Source organism: Streptomyces sp. NPDC102514, from assembly GCF_055584525.1.
In genome coordinates this window covers 268790-289100 of sequence record NZ_JBVJLW010000007.1, presented here as the reverse complement: position 1 = coordinate 289100, position 20311 = coordinate 268790, and the positions used below count along the sequence as shown (strand labels likewise).

At 68.7% G+C, this 20311-nt stretch carries 16 protein-coding genes; 12 read left to right on the top strand and 4 right to left on the bottom strand.

Annotated features, from left to right (window positions below; all coding sequences use genetic code 11):
• Positions 1-63: 63 nt before the first annotated feature.
• From metH to ACZ60E_RS20210, 3 genes are all read left to right on the top strand, one after another.
• On the top strand, positions 64-3591 hold the full coding sequence (gene metH, locus ACZ60E_RS20220; RefSeq protein ID WP_469442087.1) for a methionine synthase: 3528 nt from the start codon (positions 64-66) through the stop codon (positions 3589-3591).
• 316 nt (positions 3592-3907) lie between these two features.
• Positions 3908-4609, top strand: a complete 702-nt coding sequence (locus tag ACZ60E_RS20215) for an HAD family hydrolase (protein WP_469442085.1) — start codon at positions 3908-3910, stop codon at positions 4607-4609.
• Between the two features lie 434 nt (positions 4610-5043).
• Positions 5044-6651, top strand: a complete 1608-nt coding sequence (locus ACZ60E_RS20210) for an ABC transporter substrate-binding protein (RefSeq protein WP_384808425.1) — start codon at positions 5044-5046, stop codon at positions 6649-6651.
• 100 nt (positions 6652-6751) lie between these two features.
• On the opposite strand, the gene ACZ60E_RS20205 is transcribed toward ACZ60E_RS20210, so the two are convergent.
• Together ACZ60E_RS20205 and ACZ60E_RS20200 are read right to left on the bottom strand one after the other, a co-directional pair.
• Positions 6752-7423 carry a response regulator gene (locus tag ACZ60E_RS20205; protein ID WP_107019862.1) on the bottom strand — a complete coding sequence of 224 codons (672 nt, stop codon included), beginning with the start codon at positions 7421-7423 and terminating at the stop codon, positions 6752-6754.
• Between the two features lie 84 nt (positions 7424-7507).
• On the bottom strand, positions 7508-8533 hold the full coding sequence (locus ACZ60E_RS20200) for a RecB family exonuclease (RefSeq protein WP_469442083.1): 1026 nt from the start codon (positions 8531-8533) through the stop codon (positions 7508-7510).
• A 182-nt stretch (positions 8534-8715) separates the two neighbouring features.
• Between ACZ60E_RS20200 and ACZ60E_RS20195 the strand changes: the two genes are divergently transcribed.
• From ACZ60E_RS20195 to ACZ60E_RS20185, 3 genes are all read left to right on the top strand, one after another.
• On the top strand, positions 8716-10281 hold the full coding sequence (locus ACZ60E_RS20195; protein ID WP_469442082.1) for a site-2 protease family protein: 1566 nt from the start codon (positions 8716-8718) through the stop codon (positions 10279-10281).
• A gap of 120 nt (positions 10282-10401) precedes the next feature.
• Positions 10402-11307: a tRNA (adenine-N1)-methyltransferase gene (locus tag ACZ60E_RS20190; protein ID WP_267025481.1), complete on the top strand. Its 906-nt coding sequence runs from the start codon at positions 10402-10404 to the stop codon at positions 11305-11307.
• 189 nt (positions 11308-11496) lie between these two features.
• Complete coding sequence (locus ACZ60E_RS20185; protein WP_469442080.1) at positions 11497-12078, top strand: hypothetical protein; 582 nt, start codon at positions 11497-11499, stop codon at positions 12076-12078.
• 93 nt (positions 12079-12171) lie between these two features.
• Here ACZ60E_RS20185 and ACZ60E_RS20180 read toward each other — a convergent pair whose 3' ends face one another.
• A complete protein-coding gene (locus tag ACZ60E_RS20180) occupies positions 12172-12477 on the bottom strand; it encodes a ferredoxin (protein ID WP_189779315.1) in 306 nt (101 codons plus the stop codon).
• 251 nt (positions 12478-12728) lie between these two features.
• Here ACZ60E_RS20180 and arc point away from each other — a divergent pair, with 251 nt between their 5' ends.
• From arc to prcA, 6 genes are all read left to right on the top strand, one after another.
• On the top strand, positions 12729-14495 hold the full coding sequence (gene arc, locus ACZ60E_RS20175; RefSeq protein WP_107019858.1) for a proteasome ATPase: 1767 nt from the start codon (positions 12729-12731) through the stop codon (positions 14493-14495).
• A 234-nt stretch (positions 14496-14729) separates the two neighbouring features.
• Entirely contained in the window at positions 14730-16241 is a 1512-nt protein-coding gene (gene dop, locus ACZ60E_RS20170; protein WP_384808420.1) for a depupylase/deamidase Dop, read from the top strand.
• Positions 16242-16397: 156 nt separating this feature from the next.
• A complete protein-coding gene (locus tag ACZ60E_RS20165) occupies positions 16398-16613 on the top strand; it encodes a ubiquitin-like protein Pup (protein WP_267025476.1) in 216 nt (71 codons plus the stop codon).
• Between the two features lie 42 nt (positions 16614-16655).
• A complete protein-coding gene (locus ACZ60E_RS20160; RefSeq protein ID WP_469442078.1) occupies positions 16656-17261 on the top strand; it encodes an endonuclease VII domain-containing protein in 606 nt (201 codons plus the stop codon).
• Positions 17213-18058 carry a proteasome subunit beta gene (gene prcB / locus ACZ60E_RS20155; protein WP_384808417.1) on the top strand — a complete coding sequence of 282 codons (846 nt, stop codon included), beginning with the start codon at positions 17213-17215 and terminating at the stop codon, positions 18056-18058. Before ACZ60E_RS20160 ends, prcB begins: the two co-directional genes overlap by 49 nt.
• 56 nt (positions 18059-18114) lie before the next feature.
• Entirely contained in the window at positions 18115-18861 is a 747-nt protein-coding gene (gene prcA, locus ACZ60E_RS20150; protein WP_107019853.1) for a proteasome subunit alpha, read from the top strand.
• Between the two features lie 277 nt (positions 18862-19138).
• Here the strand turns inward: prcA and ACZ60E_RS20145 are convergent, their stop codons facing one another.
• Positions 19139-20155 (bottom strand): LacI family DNA-binding transcriptional regulator, encoded by a 1017-nt coding sequence (locus ACZ60E_RS20145; protein WP_469442076.1) that lies wholly within the window; start codon positions 20153-20155, stop codon positions 19139-19141.
• Between the last annotated feature and the right edge of the window lie 156 nt (positions 20156-20311).

Genomic DNA, 20311 nt, shown 5'->3' with positions numbered 1-20311 from the left:
CGGCGTGCGTCTTCCACAAGAAGCGCAAAGCCGACAGCCGTCGCACTCCAGGGAGCATCTTCCATGGCCTCGTTGCCGAACCCGTCCCTTCCGTCCGAGTCGGCCTACAGCCGGGCTCGAACCGACGCCCTCCGCGAGGCGCTCGCCACCCGCGTGGTGGTGGCCGACGGCGCGATGGGCACCATGCTCCAGGCACAGGACCCGACCCTTGAGGACTTCCAGAACCTTGAGGGCTGCAACGAGATCCTGAACCTCACCCGCCCCGACATCGTGCGCTCCGTCCACGAGGAATATTTCTCGGTGGGCGTCGACTGCGTCGAGACCAACACCTTCGGCGCCAACCACGCGGCCCTCGCCGAGTACGACATCGCCGAACGCGTCTACGAACTCTCCGAGTCCGGTGCCCGCATCGCCCGCGAGGTCGCCGACGAGTTCACCGCCTCCACCGGACAGCAGCGCTGGGTGCTCGGCTCCATGGGCCCCGGCACCAAGCTGCCGACCCTCGGCCACGCCCCGTACACGCTGCTGCGCGACGCCTACCAGCGGAACGCCGAGGGCATGATCGCCGGCGGCGCCGACGCGCTGCTCGTGGAGACCACCCAGGACCTGCTGCAGACCAAGGCGTCCGTGCTGGGCGCCCGCCGGGCCCTGGACACCCTCGGCGTGGACCTGCCGCTGATCGTCTCCGTGACCGTCGAGACCACCGGCACCATGCTCCTCGGCTCGGAGATCGGCGCCGCGCTCACCGCGCTGGAACCCCTCGGCATCGACATGATCGGCCTGAACTGCGCCACCGGGCCCGCCGAGATGAGCGAGCACCTGCGCTACCTGGCACGCCACTCCCGCATCCCGCTGTCCTGCATGCCGAACGCCGGCCTCCCGGTCCTGGGCAAGAACGGCGCCCACTACCCGCTGACCGCCCCCGAACTCGCCGACGCCCAGGAAACCTTCGTCACCGAGTACGGCCTCTCCCTGATCGGCGGCTGCTGCGGCACGACCCCCGAGCATCTGCGCCAGGTCGTCGAGCGCGTACGGAACCTGACCCCGGCCCCGCGCAACCCGCGCCCCGAGCCCGGCGCCGCCTCGCTCTACCAGACCGTGCCGTTCCGCCAGGACACCGCGTACATGGCGATCGGCGAGCGCACCAACGCCAACGGCTCCAAGAAGTTCCGCGAGGCCATGCTGGAGGCCCGCTGGGACGACTGCGTCGAGATCGCCCGGGACCAGATCCGCGAGGGCGCCCACATGCTCGACCTGTGCGTCGACTACGTGGGCCGCGACGGCGTCGCCGACATGCAGGAACTGGCAGGCCGCTTCGCCACCGCCTCCACCCTGCCGATCGTCCTGGACTCCACCGAGGTCGACGTCATCCGCGCCGGCCTGGAGAAGCTCGGCGGGCGCGCGGTCATCAACTCCGTCAACTACGAGGACGGCGACGGCCCCGACTCGCGCTTCGCGAAGGTCACCCGGCTCGCCCAGGAACACGGCGCCGCGATCATCGCCCTCACCATCGACGAAGAGGGCCAGGCGCGCACCCCAGAGCACAAGGTCGCGATCGCCGAGCGGCTCATCGACGACCTCACCGGCAACTGGGGCATCCACGAGTCGGACATCCTCATCGACACCCTGACCTTCACCATCTGCACCGGCCAGGAGGAGTCCCGGGGCGACGGCGTCGCCACCATCGAGGCGATCCGCCGGCTCAAGCAGCGCCACCCCGACGTCCAGACCACCCTCGGCCTGTCGAACATCTCCTTCGGCCTCAACCCGGCCGCGCGCGTCCTGCTCAACTCGGTCTTCCTCGACGAGTGCGTCAAGGCCGGCCTCGACTCGGCGATCGTGCACGCCTCGAAGATCCTGCCGATCGCCCGCTTCACCGAGGAGGAGGTCGCCACCGCCCTCGACCTCATCCACGACCGCCGCCGCGAGGGCTACGACCCGCTGCAGAAGCTGATGGCCCTCTTCGAGGGCGCCACCACCAAGTCCCTCAAGGCCGGCCGCGCCGAGGAACTGGCGGCACTGCCCCTGGACGAGCGGCTCAAGCGGCGCATCATCGACGGCGAGAAGAACGGCCTCGAACAGGACCTGGACGACGCCCTGAAGGAGCGCCCGGCCCTCGACATCGTCAACGAGACCCTCCTGGACGGCATGAAGGTCGTCGGCGAACTGTTCGGTTCCGGCCAGATGCAGCTGCCGTTCGTGCTCCAGTCCGCAGAGGTCATGAAGACCGCGGTGGCCCACCTGGAGCCGCACATGGAGAAGACCGACGACGACGGCAAGGGCACCATCGTGCTCGCCACCGTCCGCGGAGACGTCCACGACATCGGCAAGAACCTCGTCGACATCATCCTGTCCAACAACGGCTACACCGTCGTCAACCTCGGCATCAAGCAGCCCGTCTCCGCGATCCTGGAGGCCGCCCAGGAACACCGCGCCGACGTCATCGGCATGTCGGGGCTCCTGGTCAAGTCCACGGTGATCATGAAGGAGAACCTGGAGGAGCTCAACCAGCGCAAGATGGCCGCCGACTACCCGGTCATCCTCGGCGGCGCCGCCCTTACCCGCGCCTACGTCGAGCAGGACCTCCACGAGATCTACGAGGGCGAGGTCCGCTACGCCCGCGACGCGTTCGAGGGCCTGCGCCTGATGGACGCGCTCATCGCGGTCAAGCGCGGCGTACCCGGAGCCACCCTGCCGGAGCTGAAGCAGCGCAGGGTGCGGGCCACCGCCCGGACGGTCGTCGAGGAACGCCCGGAGGAGGGCGCGGCCCGCTCGGACGTGGCCGTCGACAACCCGGTCCCCGCCCCGCCCTTCTGGGGCACCCGCGTCATCAAGGGCATCCAGCTCAAGGAGTACGCGTCCTGGCTCGACGAGGGCGCGCTGTTCAAGGGCCAGTGGGGCCTCAAGCAGGCCCGCTCGGGCGACGGGCCGACGTACGAGGAGCTGGTGGAGACGGAGGGCAGGCCGCGGCTGCGCGGTCTCCTGGACCAGCTGCAGACGGGCAACCTCCTCGAAGCGGCGGTCGTATACGGCTACTTCCCGTGCGTCTCCAAGGACGACGACCTGATCCTCCTGGACGACCAGGGCAACGAACGCACCCGCTTCACCTTCCCGCGCCAGCGCCGTGGCCGCCGGCTGTGCCTGGCCGACTTCTTCCGCCCGGAGGAGTCCGGCGAGACGGACGTCGTCGGCCTCCAGGTCGTCACCGTCGGCTCCCGGATCGGCGAGGAGACGGCGAAGCTCTTCGAGGCGAACTCCTACCGCGACTACCTCGAACTGCACGGCCTGTCCGTCCAGCTGGCCGAGGCGCTGGCCGAGTACTGGCACGCGCGCGTGCGCTCCGAACTCGGCTTCGCGGGCGACGACCCGGCCGAGATGGAGGACATGTTCGCGCTCAAGTACCGCGGCGCCCGCTTCTCCCTCGGCTACGGCGCCTGCCCCGACCTGGAGGACCGGGCCAAGATCGCCCGCCTCCTGGAGCCGGAGCGCATCGGCGTCCACCTCTCGGAGGAGTTCCAACTCCACCCGGAACAGTCCACGGACGCGATCGTGATCCACCATCCGGAAGCGAAGTACTTCAACGCCCGTTGAGAACTTCTTGAGGAGCACGACAAACGGGTGCGGGCCCGGTGGGGGCGTGCCGCGCAGTTCCCCGCGCCCCTCAGGGAGGGGCTGCGCCCCGTCCCACTCAGGGGCGCGGGGAACTGCGCAGTCTTTTGGCTTTTAGGGGCGCGGGGAACTGCGCGAGCAACCACGACGCACCGTCAGCCGACGACGCACCCCCACGCACCAGCCCCGCAATACCAACAGGCGCCGGCGCGAGCGTGGACGTACACTGGTCGGTCCAGCGCAGGCCGGCTCCCCAGGAGGGAGCCGGCCTTCTCGTCCCTTAAACGGAGGTGCGCCTATGACCAGTACGGTCCCCCCACCAGGCACCCGTACAGCCGAAAGCTCCACCCTCCAGGCAGTTCTCCTGGACATGGACGGAACCCTCGTCGACACGGAGGGCTTCTGGTGGGACGCCGAGGTGGAGGTCTTCGCCCAGCTCGGCCACCGGCTGGACGACGCCTGGCGCCACGTGGTGGTCGGCGGCCCCATGACCCGCAGCGCCGGCTTCCTCATCGAAGCCACCGGCGCGACGATCACCCTCTCCGAACTCACCGTGCTGCTGAACGACGGGTTCGAGAACCGCATCGCCCGCTCCCTCCCGCTGATGCCCGGCGCCGCGAGACTCCTGGCCGAGCTGGCCGCGCACGGCGTCCCCACCGCGCTGGTCTCCGCCTCGCACCGCCGCATCATCGACCGCGTCCTGCTCTCGCTCGGCGCGCGGAACTTCACCCTGACCGTCGCCGGGGACGAGGTGGAACGCACCAAGCCGTTCCCCGACCCGTATCTGATCGCGGCGGCCGGGCTCGGCGCGGATCCGGCCAGGTGCGCGGTCATCGAGGACACCGCGACGGGCGTGGCGGCCGCCGAGGCGGCGGGCTGCCAGGTCGTGGCCGTACCCTCCGTGGCACCGATCGCCCCGACTGCCGGAAGGACCGTCGTACGATCCCTCGAACAGGTCGACCTGCCTTTTCTCCGGGGCCTGATGACGGAAAAGCGCTAATCGTTCACCCACGGTGCACGCGTGAATGCGGAAAAACTGCGTGGTCACTGCATCGAGTTAATTCGATCATCGGCCGCGCGCCTCGGATGGCCGAATTCCGGTACTCTCACACACAGTTGAAGGTGTGACGTTCGCCACTGCCGAGGGGGTCGACAAGAGGCTCCCGGTGTGTCTGACGAGCCATTGTGGGGGTCATGTGCGCGCCCTTGTGTCCTGATTCGTGGAAACCTGTACGAATCCTTCCACTGTCGGGTTTTCGGTGCGTCCACAGCCGGTCTCGCAGCGTGATGGGAACTCAACTCCGGTACCTGCGAACCGTCCTGCCGGTCCCGACTAATCTCATCGCGAGAACATCGCCGTAACCCCCGTGTACCCGACCGCAACACCCCGGCATGCCGGGCCCGCGGGATCGACAGCTCTGGAGAACTTCGAGCATGAACCGTAAGCCTTTGGTGCTGCCGGCCGCGATCGGTCTGCTCGCCTCTGTCCTCGCCGCGTGCGGCGGTTCCGACAGTGGAGGCGACGGCGGCGACGCAATCGTCGTCGGTACCACCGACCGGTTCACCGCCTCGAAGGAGGCACCGGCCCCGTTCGACCCGGCCTACGCGTACGACGTCGGCGCCTGGAACGTGCTGCGCCAGACGGTCCAGACCCTCATGGCCATGCCCAACGGCGGCGGCGACCCCACTCCGGAGGCCGCCGAGGAGTGCGGATTCACCGACTCCGGCAACGAGCGGTACGCCTGCACGCTGCGCAAGGACCTCAAGTTCTCCAACGGTGACCCCGTCACCGCCGAGGACGTGAAGTTCTCCATCGACCGCGCGCTGCAGATCAAGGCCGACACGGGCGTCTTCGCCCTGCTGTCGACCGTCGACGCCGTCGAGACCAAGGGCGACCGCGAGGTGATCTTCCACCTCAACAGCGCCGACGCCACCTTCCCGTTCAAGCTGTCCACGCCGGTCGCGGGCATCCTGAACCCCAAGGACTACGCCAAGAACAAGCTGCGGGACGGCTTCGACGTCAGCGGCTCGGGCCCGTACAGCCTCAAGGCCGAGACCAAGGGCGACGACGTCACCAAGGTCGTCTTCACCAAGAACCCGTATTACCAGGGGATCTCGGACGTCAAGAACGACAAGGTCGAGCTGCGGTCCTTCGAGGACACGGACTCGATGGGCGCCGCGATCGACAAGGGCGACATCGACATGATGACCCGCACCATGTCGCCCGAGCAGATCAAGAAGCTGCAGAACGCCAAGGACAGCAAGATCGATGTGATCGAGCAGCCCGGCCTCGAGATCCGCTACATCGGCTTCGACGTCGAGAAGCCGTCCCTGGAGGACAAGGCCGTCCGCCAGGCGATCGCCCACATCGTCAACCGCGGCGAACTGACCTCCAAGGTGTACGGCACCGGCGCCGACCCGCTGTACTCCATGGTCCCGGCCACCGTCACCGGCCACGCCAACTCGTTCTTCAACGAGTACGGCGAGCCCGACGTCACCGCGGCCAAGAACCTCCTCGCCGCGGCGAACGTCACCACGCCGGTGAAGTTCACGATGAACTACACGACGGACCACTACGGACCCGCCACCAAGACCGAGTTCGAGACGCTGCAGAAGCAGCTCAACGACACGGGCCTCTTCGACGTGGACATCAAGGGCGAGAAGTGGGACACCTACCGTCCCAAGCAGCGTGAGGGCAAGTTCGCGGCGTACGGCATGGGCTGGTTCCCCGACTTCCCGGACGCGGAGACCTTCCTCACGCCGTTCCTGGACAAGGACAACACCATCGCGTCGCCGTACGTGAACAAGCGCATCCGGGAGAACCTGATCCCGGAGTCCCGCCGCGAGGCCGACCGCCTCAGCGCCTCGAAGAGCATCGAGGAGATCCAGACCATCGTCGCCAAGGACGTCCCGCTCCTGCCCCTGTGGCAGGGCAAGCAGTACGTCGCCGTACGGGACGACATCACCGGCGCCGAGTACGCGCTCAACTCGTCGGCCACGCTGCAGCTGTGGGAGCTGGGCCGCGGAGTCGGCAGCGACTGACGACCGGCACATGAGAACGGCCGCCCCCTTCCAGAAGGGGGCGGCCGTTCCTGTTGTGCCGCCGGAACCGTTTTCGGCCATCACCGCGGGCCGCGCACGGTCACTGCGCGCCGGGACGCACCAGACCGCTCTCGTACGCGTACACCGCGGCCTGCACCCGGTCCCGCAGCCCCAGCTTGGTCAGGACGTGGCCCACATGCGTCTTGACCGTGGTCTCGCTGACGAACAGATCGGCGGCGATCTCCGCGTTCGACAACCCGCGGGCCACCAGCTTCAACACCTCGACCTCACGCTCGGTCAGCGTGTGCAGGGTGTCCGGCACCGGCTCGTCGCCCGAGGGCAGATGACCCGCGTACTTGTCGAGCAGCCGGCGGGTGATGCTCGGTGCCAGCATCGCCTCGCCCGCCGCCACCACCCGGATCGCCTGCACCAACTCGTTGGCCGGGGCGTCCTTCAGCAGGAAACCGCTGGCGCCGGCCCGCAGGGCCTCCACCACGTACTCGTCGAGATCGAAGGTCGTCAGCACCAGCACCTTCGCCGGACCGTCCCGGCCGGGACCGGTGATCTGACGGGTCGCCTCGACCCCGTCCATCCTCGGCATACGGATGTCCATCAGAACCACATCGGGCTGCAGGGCACGAACCTGATCGATCGCCTGGAGACCGTCACCGGCCTCGCCGACGACCGCGATGTCCTGCTCCGCCTCCAGAATCATCCGGAAGCCGGTGCGCAGCAGCGGCTGGTCGTCGACCAGTAGGACGCGGATGGCCACGTAAGTCTCCTTCGCTAGTCCGGCCCCATTCTGCCCTGCGACGGTCACCCGCCACGCCCTCGGGGCACGCCGGCCGCCCCACGCTCAGACCGCGTCGGACCCGGGAGCACGCACCGGCAGCGGATACGGCGGGGGAGTACCGCCGAATTCCGGACAGACCGCCCGGTGATCGCACCAGCCGCACAGCTTCGTGGGCCGCGGACGCCAGTCACCGGTCTCCGTCGCGAGCCGGATCGCCTCCCACAACGAGTGCAACTTCCGCTCCACACGCTCCAGATCGGCCGGCACCGGGTCGTACGTGAGCACGTCACCACTGCCCAGATAGACCAGCTGCAGACGGCGCGGGACGACCTGTTTCAGCCGCCACACCACCAGGGCGTAGAACTTCATCTGGAACAGGGCGCCCTCCGCGTACTCCGGACGCGGGGCCTTGCCCGTCTTGTAGTCGACGATCCGCACCTCACCCGAGGGCGCCACGTCCACCCGGTCGATGATGCCCCGCAGCTTCAGACCCGAGTCGAGCTGCGCCTCCACGAACAGCTCGCGCTCCGCCGGCTCCAGACGGGTCGGGTCCTCCAGGGTGAACCAGCGCTCGACCAGCCGCTCCGCCTCACCGAGCCAGCGCGTCAGCTTCTCGCCGGCCGTCTGCTCGTCGGAGTCCGCGAACAACTCGGCCAGCTCCGGCTTCGCCTCCCGCAGCCGGTCCCACTGACCGGGGATCAGCGACTTGGCGCGCGGCGCCGTCCGCTCGGTGGCCGGAGCGTCGAAGAGCCGCTCCAGCACCGCGTGCACCAGCGTCCCGCGGGTCGCCGCCTCACTCGGCTTCTCGGGCAGCTTGTCGATCACCCGGAAGCGGTACAGCAAAGGACACTGCATGAAGTCCCCGGCCCGCGACGGCGACAACGAGGTCGGAGGCGCGGGCTCCCGCACCCGCCCGGACGACCCGCCCGACCCGGTGACGGCGTCCGCGGGCCGGGGCACCACGGCTCCGGCCGGTCCGGCAGGGGAGGCCGCGGGCGGCGCGGCCACGACGTCGGACAGCTGGACCGCATCGCCCGCCGGTACGGCTTCGGAGCCGTCCCGCGCGACGCCGTCGGTGCTGGTTTCCATGACGACAGACCTTACGGCTCGCCACTGACACCACGACACACGGTGACCTGCGTGCCATGCGCCCGCCCGGGAAACGGAGGGGGTGCCGGGGCCGAACACGCCGCGACGGCCGCATACCATCGACCACAAGACCTCTCGCGTGCATGATCGCGAGCGGGACACGCGTCGAACGAGGGGACATCGTGGACGAGAGCGGCGGGAGCGGGCAGCCGCGTTCCGGCACCGACGAGGCGGACGAGCGCCGCACGGGTCGGCCGCGACCCGGTGACCCGGCGACCACGACGGCCCGGCCGCCCTCCGACCAGCAGCCGCACGACGCCGCCACCCCGGCCGCACCGGAGAAGGCAGCCGACGCGGCCCACCCCGAAGCGGCCGACGGCCAGGACGGCGAAGAGCGGCCCCCCGCACCGCCCACCGACAAGAGCGACCACGCTGCTCCCGCTCCCGCCCCGGCTCCCACTCCGGCCCCGGCGGACACGCGAAGCGACAGCCACACGCCCGAACAGCCGCACCCCACCCACAGGTCCGAGGCCCACACCCCCGCGCCGCCCGGCGGCAAGAAGGGCAGGAAGGGCCCCGCCCCCAAGCGGGCCAAGGAACCCGGCGGCGGTCTCCTCATGGGACGCCCCTTCGGCGTACCCGTGTACGTCGCACCCAGCTGGTTCCTCGTCGCCGCACTCATCACCTGGGTCTTCGGCGGCCAGCTCGAACGCGTCCTGCCCGAACTGGGCATGGCCCGCTACCTCGTCTCCCTGTTCTTCGCGGTCGCCTTCTACGCCTCCGTGCTCGTCCACGAACTGGCGCACACGGTCGCCGCCCTGCGCTTCAAGCTGCCCGTACGCCGGATCCAGCTGCAGTTCTTCGGCGGCGTCTCCGAGATCGAGAAGGAGTCCGAGACACCCGGACGCGAGTTCGTCCTCGCCTTCGTCGGCCCCCTGCTCTCCCTCATCCTCGGCGGCGTCTTCTACCTCGCCCTCCAGACCGTCGAACCCGGCACCGTCCCCGGCGTCCTGCTGGGCGGCCTGATGATCTCCAACCTGATCGTCGCCGCGTTCAACCTCCTCCCCGGCCTGCCCCTCGACGGCGGCCGCATGCTCCGGGCCGTCGTCTGGAAGATCACCGGCAAACCCATGAGCGGCACCATCGCCGCCGCCTGGGTCGGCCGCGCCCTCGCGATCTCCGTACTCATCGGACTGCCCCTGCTCACCCACTCCGGCGGCCTCGGCACCGAAGCCCAGGACATCGGCGGCATGGACACCGTCATGGACGCCCTGCTCGCCGCGATCCTCGCCGGAATCATCTGGACCGGCGCCGGAAACAGCCTCCGCGTCGCCCGACTGCGCGAACACCTGCCCGAGCTGAGGGCCCGCGCCCTCACCCGGCGCGCGGTCCCCGTCGAGACCCACACCCCGCTCTCCGAAGCACTGCGCCGCGCCAACGAGGCCGGCGCACGCGCCCTGGTCGTCGTGGACGCCGACGGCGACCCCCTCTCCCTCGTCCGCGAGGCCGCCATCGTCGGCGTACCGGAACACCGCCGCCCCTGGGTCGCCGTCAGCGGACTCGCCCAGGACCTCACCGACGGCATGCGCGTCTCCGCCGAACTCGCCGGCGAGGACCTCCTGGAAGTCCTGCGCGCCACCCCGGCCACCGAATACCTCGTGGTCGAGGACTCCGGAGAGATCTACGGAGTCCTCTCAGCGGCGGACGTGGAGAAGGCCTTCGTCAAGGCCATGGCCCGCCCCAGCTGAGCGCCCGCAGGGGCGCGGGGAACCGCGCGCTCAGCCACGAAGCACCCGCAGCGAGCCACGCACCCGAGCACACCCGGACAGTGGTCGGACCCCGCCCCGGAGGCGGGTAGGCTGGCGCACATGTCCGAACCGACCGGTGCCGCCCGCCGACGCGGGCCCTTCAAGGTCGGGGACCAGGTACAGCTGACCGACCCCAAGGGCCGCCACTACACGTTCACGCTCGAAGCAGGGAAGAACTTCCACACCCACAAGGGTTCCTTCCCGCACGACGAGCTGATCGGCGCACCCGAGGGCAGCGTTGTCCGCACCACGGGGAACGTCGCCTATCTGGCGCTGCGCCCCCTGCTCCCCGACTACGTCCTGTCCATGCCCCGCGGCGCCGCCGTGGTCTACCCCAAGGACGCGGGGCAGATCCTGGCCTTCGCCGACATCTTCCCCGGCGCACGCGTCGTCGAAGCCGGCGTGGGCTCCGGCTCGCTCAGCACCTTCCTGCTCCGCGCCGTCGGCGACCAGGGCATGCTCCACTCGTACGAGCGCCGCGAGGACTTCGCCGAGATCGCCCAGCAGAACGTGGAGCGCTACTTCGGCGGCCCCCACCCCGCCTGGCAGCTCACCGTCGGCGACCTCCAGGACAACCTCTCGGACACCGAGGTCGACCGCGTCGTCCTCGACATGCTCGCCCCCTGGGAGTGCCTGGAAGCCGTCTCCAAGGCACTCGTCCCCGGCGGCATCGTCTGCTGCTACGTCGCGACCACCACCCAGCTCGCCCGGACCGTCGAGTCCATCCGCGAGATCGGCTGCTTCAACGAGCCGAGCGCCTGGGAGTCCATGGTCCGCAACTGGCACATCGAGGGCCTGGCCGTCCGCCCCGACCACCGGATGATCGGCCACACCGGCTTCCTGCTCACCGCCCGCCGCCTCGCGGACGGCGTCGAACCGCCCATGCGCCGCCGCCGCCCCTCCAAGGGCGCCTACGGCGACGACTACACCGGCCCCAACGCCGACGGCGGAGCCCCCGGCCGCTGACGCGGCCCCGTGCCGCACACAACGCGCAAACACCGTGGCCGAGTTCCCGAGGACCCCTCGGAACTCGGCCACAGCGCATTCCCCTTGACGTTCCGCCAGTACCGTCCACCCCACCGTTCCCTCGCGGTGTGACGTGTGGCACCATTCTGGCCACCCCACCGGCACAGCCCTCACAGGAGACACTTCCTAGTGCAGCACTCCGCCGTCCCGGAACTGGCCCACACCCACACCCGCCCGATCCACTGGGTCGCCACGGCGGCAGCGCTCGCCGCGGTCGTCGCGGCCTCCGGCTTCCTCCAGCCCGACAAGGCCACGGCCGCCCAGCACGGCATCGAGGCCAAGGGCGCCCCCGCGGCCGCGACGCCCCCCGACCCCGCCCACGCCGACTACCCCCTGGACTGCGGCCCCGCGAAGGTCCTCGTCCAGAAGAAGGCCTCCGGCGACCTCGACGGCGACGGCCTCCCCGAGACGGTCGCCGTCGTCCGCTGCGACGCGGGATCCGGCACCCCGCCCAGCGGCGTCTACGTCCTCACCAAGACCGAGGACACCCCGAAAGCCAAAGCCAGAGTCGTCGCCACCCTCGTGGACCCCAAGGAGCGACTCTCCGTCAAGGACTTCGCCGTCCGCGACGCCGCCGTCACCGCGACCCTGCTCGGCTACTCCTCGCCCGACGTACCCAGTTGCTGCCCCGACGTGAACGAGAGCGCCAAGTGGCAGTGGAAGAACGGCGCCTTCGTACGCTCGACACCACCCGCGGCCCGCAGTATGTGAGACCGGGACACCGCAGCGGCTGAGCCCGCCCATGTGAGAAGAAAGACAACCAGGAGGACCCGGGCACCCGCGTCACGCGAGGTGCCCGCACACTCACTCCGCGTCGGGACCGTAGACCTCGACACTGTCCGACACACGGCGTACATGGATGCAGTCGCCCGGACACTCCTTCGCGGAGTCGGCGACATCACGCAGAAGCGTCAGCGGTACGGGCGTTGTCGCACCCGGAGTCTGCAGAAGCTCGTCACCCGGGCTCTTCACATAGGCCAGCCCGTCGATGTCCAGTTCGAACACCTCGGGCGCGTACTGGGCGCAGATCCCGTCGCCGGTGCACAGATCCTGGTCGATCCAGACCTCAAGCGCCTCGCCGTCGACTCCGGCCTCCTGCTGCACGGTCATTTCTCCTGCCGTTTCCTGCGCAGAGCGGCCCGAAGACGGGGAATCGCGCCAGCTCTGACGGGTGTTGAACACTTCGACCCTACCTCCGTCGGCTTCCCGAGCATGTTCGGTGGGTATTCCACTGGCGTGAGGGAGAGCGCAAGGGTGAAGATCGGACACACCCCGACAGTCTTTTGATCTAGGGGTTTCAATCGACACCCACCCAGGTAGGGTCTGGAAGCGTCCAGCTCCCCTTGGAGGAGGTGAGGACCGTGGCAGCCCACGACGACGACATGAACCGCGGCATCCGCCCGGGACGAGGGTCCGACGACCCGTCCGGGCAGATTGCCTACCTTGAGCAGGAGATCGCCGTCCTGCGACGCAAGCTCGCCGACTCTCCGCGACACACGAGGATTCTCGAAGAGCGGATCGTCGAGCTGCAGACCAACCTGGCCGGCGTGTCCGCGCAGAACGAGCGGCTGGCCAACACCCTCCGAGAGGCCCGCGACCAGATCGTGGCACTCAAGGAGGAAGTCGACCGGCTCGCACAGCCGCCGGCCGGCTTCGGAGTCTTCCTCGCAGCGAACGAGGACGGCACCGCCGACATCTTCACCGGCGGCCGCAAACTCCGGGTGAACGTCAGCCCCAGCGTCGAACTCGAAGAGCTCCGACGCGGCCAGGAACTGATGCTCAACGAAGCTCTCAACGTGGTCGAGGCCATGGAGTACGAGAGCGTCGGCGACATCGTCACCCTCAAGGAGATCCTTGAGGACGGCGAGCGCGCCCTCGTACAGGGCCACACCGACGAGGAACGGGTGGTACGGCTCGCCGAACCACTCCTGGACGTAGTCATCCGTCCGGGCGACGCCCTCCTCCTCGAACCCCGCTCCGGCTACGTCTACGAGGTCGTGCCCAAGAGCGAGGTCGAAGAACTCGTCCTCGAAGAGGTCCCCGACATCGGCTACGAGCAGATCGGCGGTCTGGGCGGCCAGATCGAAATGATCCGCGACGCGGTCGAGCTCCCCTACCTCTACCCCGACCTGTTCAAGGAGCACGAACTGCGCCCACCCAAGGGCGTACTCCTCTACGGGCCCCCCGGATGCGGCAAGACACTCATCGCCAAGGCCGTCGCCAACTCACTGGCCAAAAAGGTCGCGGAAGTGACCGGCCAGGCCACCGGCAAGAGCTTCTTCCTCAACATCAAGGGCCCCGAACTCCTCAACAAGTACGTCGGCGAGACCGAGCGGCAGATCCGCCTCGTCTTCCAGCGCGCCCGTGAGAAGGCCAGCGAGGGCACCCCCGTCATCGTCTTCTTCGACGAGATGGAATCCCTCTTCCGCACCCGCGGATCCGGCGTCAGCTCGGACGTGGAGAACACCATCGTCCCCCAGCTGCTCGCTGAGATCGACGGCGTGGAAGGCCTGCAGAACGTCGTGGTCATCGGCGCCTCCAACCGCGAGGACATGATCGACCCCGCCATCCTGCGCCCCGGCCGCCTCGACGTGAAGATCAAGATCGAGCGTCCGGACGCCGAAGCGGCCAAGGACATCTTCGCCAAGTACCTCACCGAGCGCCTTCCGCTGCACCCCGACGACGTCGGAGAGCACGGAGGCAGCAAGAGCACCACCGTCCAGAGCATGATCCAGACCGCCGTCGAGCACATGTACACCGAGTCCGAGGAAAACCGCTTCCTCGAAGTCACGTACGCCAACGGCGACAAGGAAGTCCTCTACTTCAAGGACTTCAACTCCGGCGCCATGATCGAGAACATCGTCGGCCGCGCCAAGAAGATGGCGATCAAGGACTTCCTCGAACACACCCAGAAGGGCCTGCGGGTCTCCCACCTGCTCCAGGCCTGCGTGGACGAGTTCAAGGAGAACGAGGACCTGCCGAACACCACCAACCCGGACGACTGGGCCCGCATCTCCGGAAAGAAGGGCGAACGGATCGTTTACATCCGGACACTCATCACCGGAAAGCAGGGCGCGGACACCGGACGCTCCATCGACACGGTGGCGAACACCGGTCAGTACCTGTAAAAGACAGGGTGGCTGCGGGTGCCCTCACCGGGTACCCGCAGCCAACTGTTTTCCAGGGCACAGCTGGAGCTGAGCAATGACGCAAATGATCTCCCCACCAGCGCAAAGGCGCTCTAGGCTCTTCGGTACCGCCGAGTCGCGCAGTGCGGGGACGGGCACCGCACACGCACCGGAGCGCCAGCGGTACTTGAGCGGCGTCCCCGACCGAGGACGCCGCCGGGCAAGGAGGGCCGCATGACCGTACGGCGAGTAATGGGCATCGAGACGGAGTACGGGATCTCCGTCCCCGGCCACCCCAACGCCAATGCCATGCTCACCTCGTCCCAGATCGTCAACGCCTACGCGGCGGCGATGCACCGGGCCCGGCGGGCCCGCTGGGACTTCGAGGAGGAGAACCCGCTGCGGGACGCGCGGGGCTTCGACCTCGCCCGCGAAGCCGCCGACTCCAGTCAGCTCACCGACGAGGACATCGGCCTCGCCAATGTCATCCTCACCAACGGGGCACGGCTGTACGTCGACCACGCACACCCCGAATACAGCTCCCCCGAAGTGACCAACCCACTGGACGCCGTCCTGTGGGACAAGGCCGGCGAACGCATCATGGCGGAGGCCGCCGAGCGCGCCGCCCAGCTCCCCGGCGCCCAGCCGATCCACCTCTACAAGAACAACACCGACAACAAGGGCGCCTCCTACGGCACGCACGAGAACTACCTGATGAAGCGGGAGACCCCCTTCTCGGACATCGTGCGCCACCTCACGCCGTTCTTCGTCTCCCGTCAGGTCGTCACCGGAGCGGGCCGCGTCGGCATCGGTCAGGACGGACACGAACACGGCTTCCAGCTCAGCCAGCGCGCCGACTACTTCGAGGTCGAGGTGGGCCTCGAAACCACCCTCAAGCGCCCCATCATCAACACCCGCGACGAGCCGCACGCGGACGCCGAGAAATACCGCCGCCTGCACGTGATCATCGGCGACGCGAACCTCTCCGAGATCTCGACCTACCTCAAGCTCGGCACCACCGCCCTCGTCCTGTCCATGATCGAGGACGGCTTCATCGCCGTGGACCTCGCCGTCGACCAGCCCGTGCGCACCCTGCACCAGGTCTCGCACGACCCCACCCTCAAGCGACTGATCACCCTCCGCAGCGGCCGGACACTCACCGCGGTCCAGCTCCAGATGGAGTACTTCGAACTGGCGCGCAAGTACGTCGAGGAGCGCTACGGGGCCGACGCGGACGAGCAGACCAAGGACGTGCTGACCCGCTGGGAGGACGTCCTGGGCCGGCTGGAGACCGACCCGATGAGCCTGTCGGGCGAGCTGGACTGGGTGGCCAAGCGGGAACTCATGGAGGGCTACCGGCGCCGTGACGACCTCGACTGGGACGCCGCCCGGCTGCACCTGGTCGACCTCCAGTACGCCGACGTACGGCCCGACAAGGGCCTCTACAACCGCCTGGTGGCCCGCGGCCGCATCAAGCGGCTGCTGGACGAGACGGGCGTCGAGCGGGCCGAGACGAAGCCGCCGGAGGACACCCGCGCGTACTTCCGCGGGCGCTGCCTCGAACAGTACGCGGACGACGTCGCGGCGGCCTCCTGGGACTCGGTGATCTTCGATCTGCCGGGCCGGGACTCGCTCCAGCGCGTTCCAACCCTGGAGCCGCTTCGCGGAACGCGTAATCACGTGAAAGAGCTTCTCGACCGCTGTCGGACGGCAGAAGACCTGGTCAAGGTCCTGTCGGGCAACTGAAACGACCACCGGGCCGATCCGGCCCGACAGGGTGGAAAAGCCCCAGTCCGGGAATCATCGAGGTGGTTCCCGGACGTTGTGGCAACTGTGGGGCCGATGTCGGACCCTGCTTGTAGGGTCTGATCAAGAACGTCGAAACCGAGCGGGGTGAGGGTTATGGCGACCAAGGACACCGGCGGCGGACAGCAGAAGGCGACGCGCGAGACCGAGCAGGTCGAGGAAGCGCCCGAGGCACAGGCATCGGAGGACCTCAAGGAACGCCAGGAGAAACTGAGCGACGATGTCGACTCGGTCCTGGACGAAATTGACGACGTACTAGAGGAAAATGCAGAGGACTTCGTTCGAAGTTTCGTGCAAAAAGGCGGAGAATAAAGGCCGATCGGCTAGCTTGCCTTCGAAGTGAAGGTGCGGGAGATGGCGGGAAGGCTGCCGGAGAAGCGGTGCACGGGCTGCGAGAGGGTTCTCCCTCTCGCTGCCTTTGCACGGGACAGGAACCGACTCGATGGCCTTCAGGTGCGATGCAAGGAGTGCGTCGCCGAATACGGCGCAGCGCACTACCGCCGTCGTCGCGAGGCTGAAGGAAAAGCAGTCCGAGAAAAGGTGGATGTTCCGGCTGGGCACAAGCTGTGCCGGACGTGCGGCGAGATCAAACCGCACGGTGAGTGGCACCGCAACGCGTCTGCGTCGGACGGTCTTTCCACGCGCTGCAAAGCATGTCGGGTCGTACAGGGGCGGCAGGGCCACCTGAAGCGCCACTACGGCATGACCGAAGCTGAGCGTGACGAGATGGTCGCCTCTCAAAAGGGGCTCTGCGTGATCTGCCTGAAAGCTCCGGCCGTTCATGTGGATCACTGCCATGAGACGGGTAGGGTCCGTGGCGTACTGTGCTTCAACTGCAATTCGGCCATCGGCAAGTTGGGAGATGATCCCGACGCAGTTCGTCGGGCTGCCGCCTACTTGGAGGGATCCTCGTGGAAGCCAACACCCGTAGCACCGGGCGTCTACCAGCTGCCTTCCTGACGCCCGGGTCGTCGTCCTTCATGGACTTCCTGTCCGACCATCAGCCGGAGATGCTCCCGGGCAAGCGGCAGTTGCCGCCCACGCAGGGAGTCATCGAGGCCCCGCACGGCACGACCATCGTCGCCGTCACCTTCGCCGGTGGTGTCGTCCTCGCCGGCGACCGGCGGGCCACGATGGGCAATGTCATCGCGCAGCGGGACATCGAGAAGGTGTTCCCGGCGGACGAGTACTCGGCCGTCGGTATCGCCGGTACGGCAGGCCTGGCCGTCGAGATGGTGAAGCTGTTCCAGCTCGAGCTGGAGCACTTCGAGAAGGTGGAGGGCACCACGCTCTCCCTGGAGGGCAAGGCGAACCGCCTGTCCACGATGATCCGTTCGAACCTCGGCATGGCCATGCAGGGCCTCGCCGTGGTCCCGCTCTTCGCCGGGTTCGACGTCGACCGCGACAAGGGCCGCATCTTCTCCTACGACGTGACGGGCGGCCGCTCCGAGGAGCACGGCTTCGCGGCCACGGGCTCCGGTTCGCTCTTCGCGCGCGGTGCCATGAAGAAGCTGTACCACAAGGATCTGACGGAGGAGCAGGCCACGACGCTCGTCGTGCAGGCGCTGTACGACGCGGCCGACGACGACTCGGCGACCGGTGGTCCCGATGTCGCCCGCCGGATCTACCCGATCGTCACCGTGATCACCGAGGACGGCTTCCGCCGGCTGACGGACGAGGAGTCCTCCGACATCGCTCGCGCGATCATCGAGCGGCGCCTGGAGCAGCCCGACGGTCCGCGCGCCGCGCTGCTCTAGCAGCGGCCCGTTTTCCAGGTGATCCAGTGACTTCCACAGAAAGGGACGGATAGCCGGTGTCGACGCCGTTCTATGTATCACCCCAGCAGGCCATGGCCGACCGGGCGGAATACGCCCGCAAGGGCATCGCCCGTGGTCGCAGCCTCGTTGTGCTGCAGTTCGCCGACGGCATCGTGTTCGTCGGCGAGAACCCGTCCCGTGCGCTGCACAAGTTCAGCGAGATCTATGACCGGATCGGCTTCGCGGCCGCCGGCAAGTACAACGAGTACGAGAATCTGCGGATCGGCGGTGTCCGCTATGCCGATCTGCGGGGTTACACGTACGACCGTGACGATGTGACCGCCCGCGGTCTCGCCAACGTCTATGCCCAGACGCTGGGCACGATCTTCTCGTCGGCGGCGGAGAAGCCGTACGAGGTGGAGCTGGTGGTCGCCGAGGTGGGGGAGACCCCCGAGGGTGACCAGATCTACCGGCTGCCGCACGACGGCTCGATCGTGGACGAGCACGGTTCGGTGGCGGTCGGCGGGAACGCCGAGACGATCAGTACGTATCTCGATCAGCGGCACGAGGACGGGATGTCCTTGGCCGAGGCGCTCAAGCTGGCCGTTCAGGCGTTGTCGCGTGACACGAACGGCAGTGAGCGGGAGATTCCGGCGGAGCGGCTGGAGGTCGCTGTGCTGGACCGGACGCGGCCGCAGGCGCGGAAGTTCAAGCGGATCGTCGGGCGGCAGCTCGGGCGGTTGCTGGAGGAAGGTGGGGCTTCCACCGCTGCGGAGGCGGAGGATCCTGACGACGAGGAGTGACCTCCTCGGTCTCCTCGACCTTCTTGGCTCCTGCGTGCCCCTGGCCTCTCCGGCCGGGGGCACGCGGTGTTGTGCGGGCCCGGTGGGGGCTGGTCGCGCAGTTCCCCGCGCCCCTTACAAGCGACAGGATTGCGCCGTTCCCCGCGCCCCTGACAGACAAAAGACTGCGCCGTTCCCCGCGCCCCTTAGGGGCGGAAGGCTGCGTTGTTCGCCGTGCCCGTAGAAGCCGAAGACACAAGATTGCTCCGCTTCCCGCGCCCCCAGGGAACCGCCGCCCCTAACGGGCCCCCGGTCGTGCCGTGGAGCCTCGGAGTACCAAGGTGACCGGGATGTCGCCCGGGGTGGGGGCGCGGGACTCCAGGACCGCCAGGAGCGCTTGCATGCCGCGTTCGCCGAAGAGTTCGGCGTCGAGGCGGACCGTGGTCAGTTCGGGGTCGAGGGCGGTGGCGAGGGCCAGGTCGTCGAGGCCGGTGACGGAGAGGTCGTCGGGGATGCGCAGGCCGAGGCGGCGGGCGGCCTTGTAGGCGCCGGCGGCCAGTTTGTCGTCGTCGCAGACGAGGGCCGTAGGGCGGGGTCCGGGGGCGGAGAGGGCGGTTTCCGCGGCGGCCCGTGCGTCGTCGATCGAGATCGGGGCGGCGGCCGTGCGCAGTTCGGTGCCGGGGACGGCGGCCAGGCGTGCGGCGAGTTCGCGTGCGCGAATGTCGAAGGTCCAGGACGGGATGTCCGCCGCGAGGTGCAGGAAGCGGCGGTGGCCCAGGGCCAGGAGGTGTTCGGCGACCTGTCGGACGCCGTCGCGGATGTCGAGGTTGACGGTCGCCGCGCCGGTGCTGCCCGCGGGGTCGCTGTCGAGCATGACGAGGGGGAGCTGGTCGCCGCGGATGGCGGTGAGGGCGTCGGCGGCCATGGAGGAGGCGATGACGCCGTCGAGGGCGGCCTGGGCGGAGGCGAAGGGGTCGCGGGCCGGGCCGATGCCTTCGGGGGAGGGGTAGAGCAGTACGCCGAATCCGTGAGCGGCGGCGACGCGGGCCGCGCCGGTGTACACACCCGCGAAGAATTCGGTGGTGAGGGCGGGTACCACCAGGAGCACGGTGCGGGTGCTGCCGAGGCGGAGGTTGCGGGCGGCGAGGTTGGGTCGGTAGCCGAGTTCCCGGGCGGCTTCTCGTACGCGTTCGGCGGTGCGTTCGGAGACCCGTCCGCGCCATTTGTCGCCGAGCACGAGGGAGACGGCCGCCTGGGACACTCCGGCGGCCTGGGCGACGTCACGGCTCGTGGGGCGGGGGCTGCCTGCTGCCACCGTCGACCTGTCTTTCTGCTGGACTCGCGGACTGCGCACATGGTACGTATGACGAGCGACGTTATACGTAAAACGTCCGACGCTCGCGGCGGCACGGAGGAAGAAAGCCGCACAAGGAGACCGCACAAGGGAGCCGGATCAGTCAGCCGGACGGGA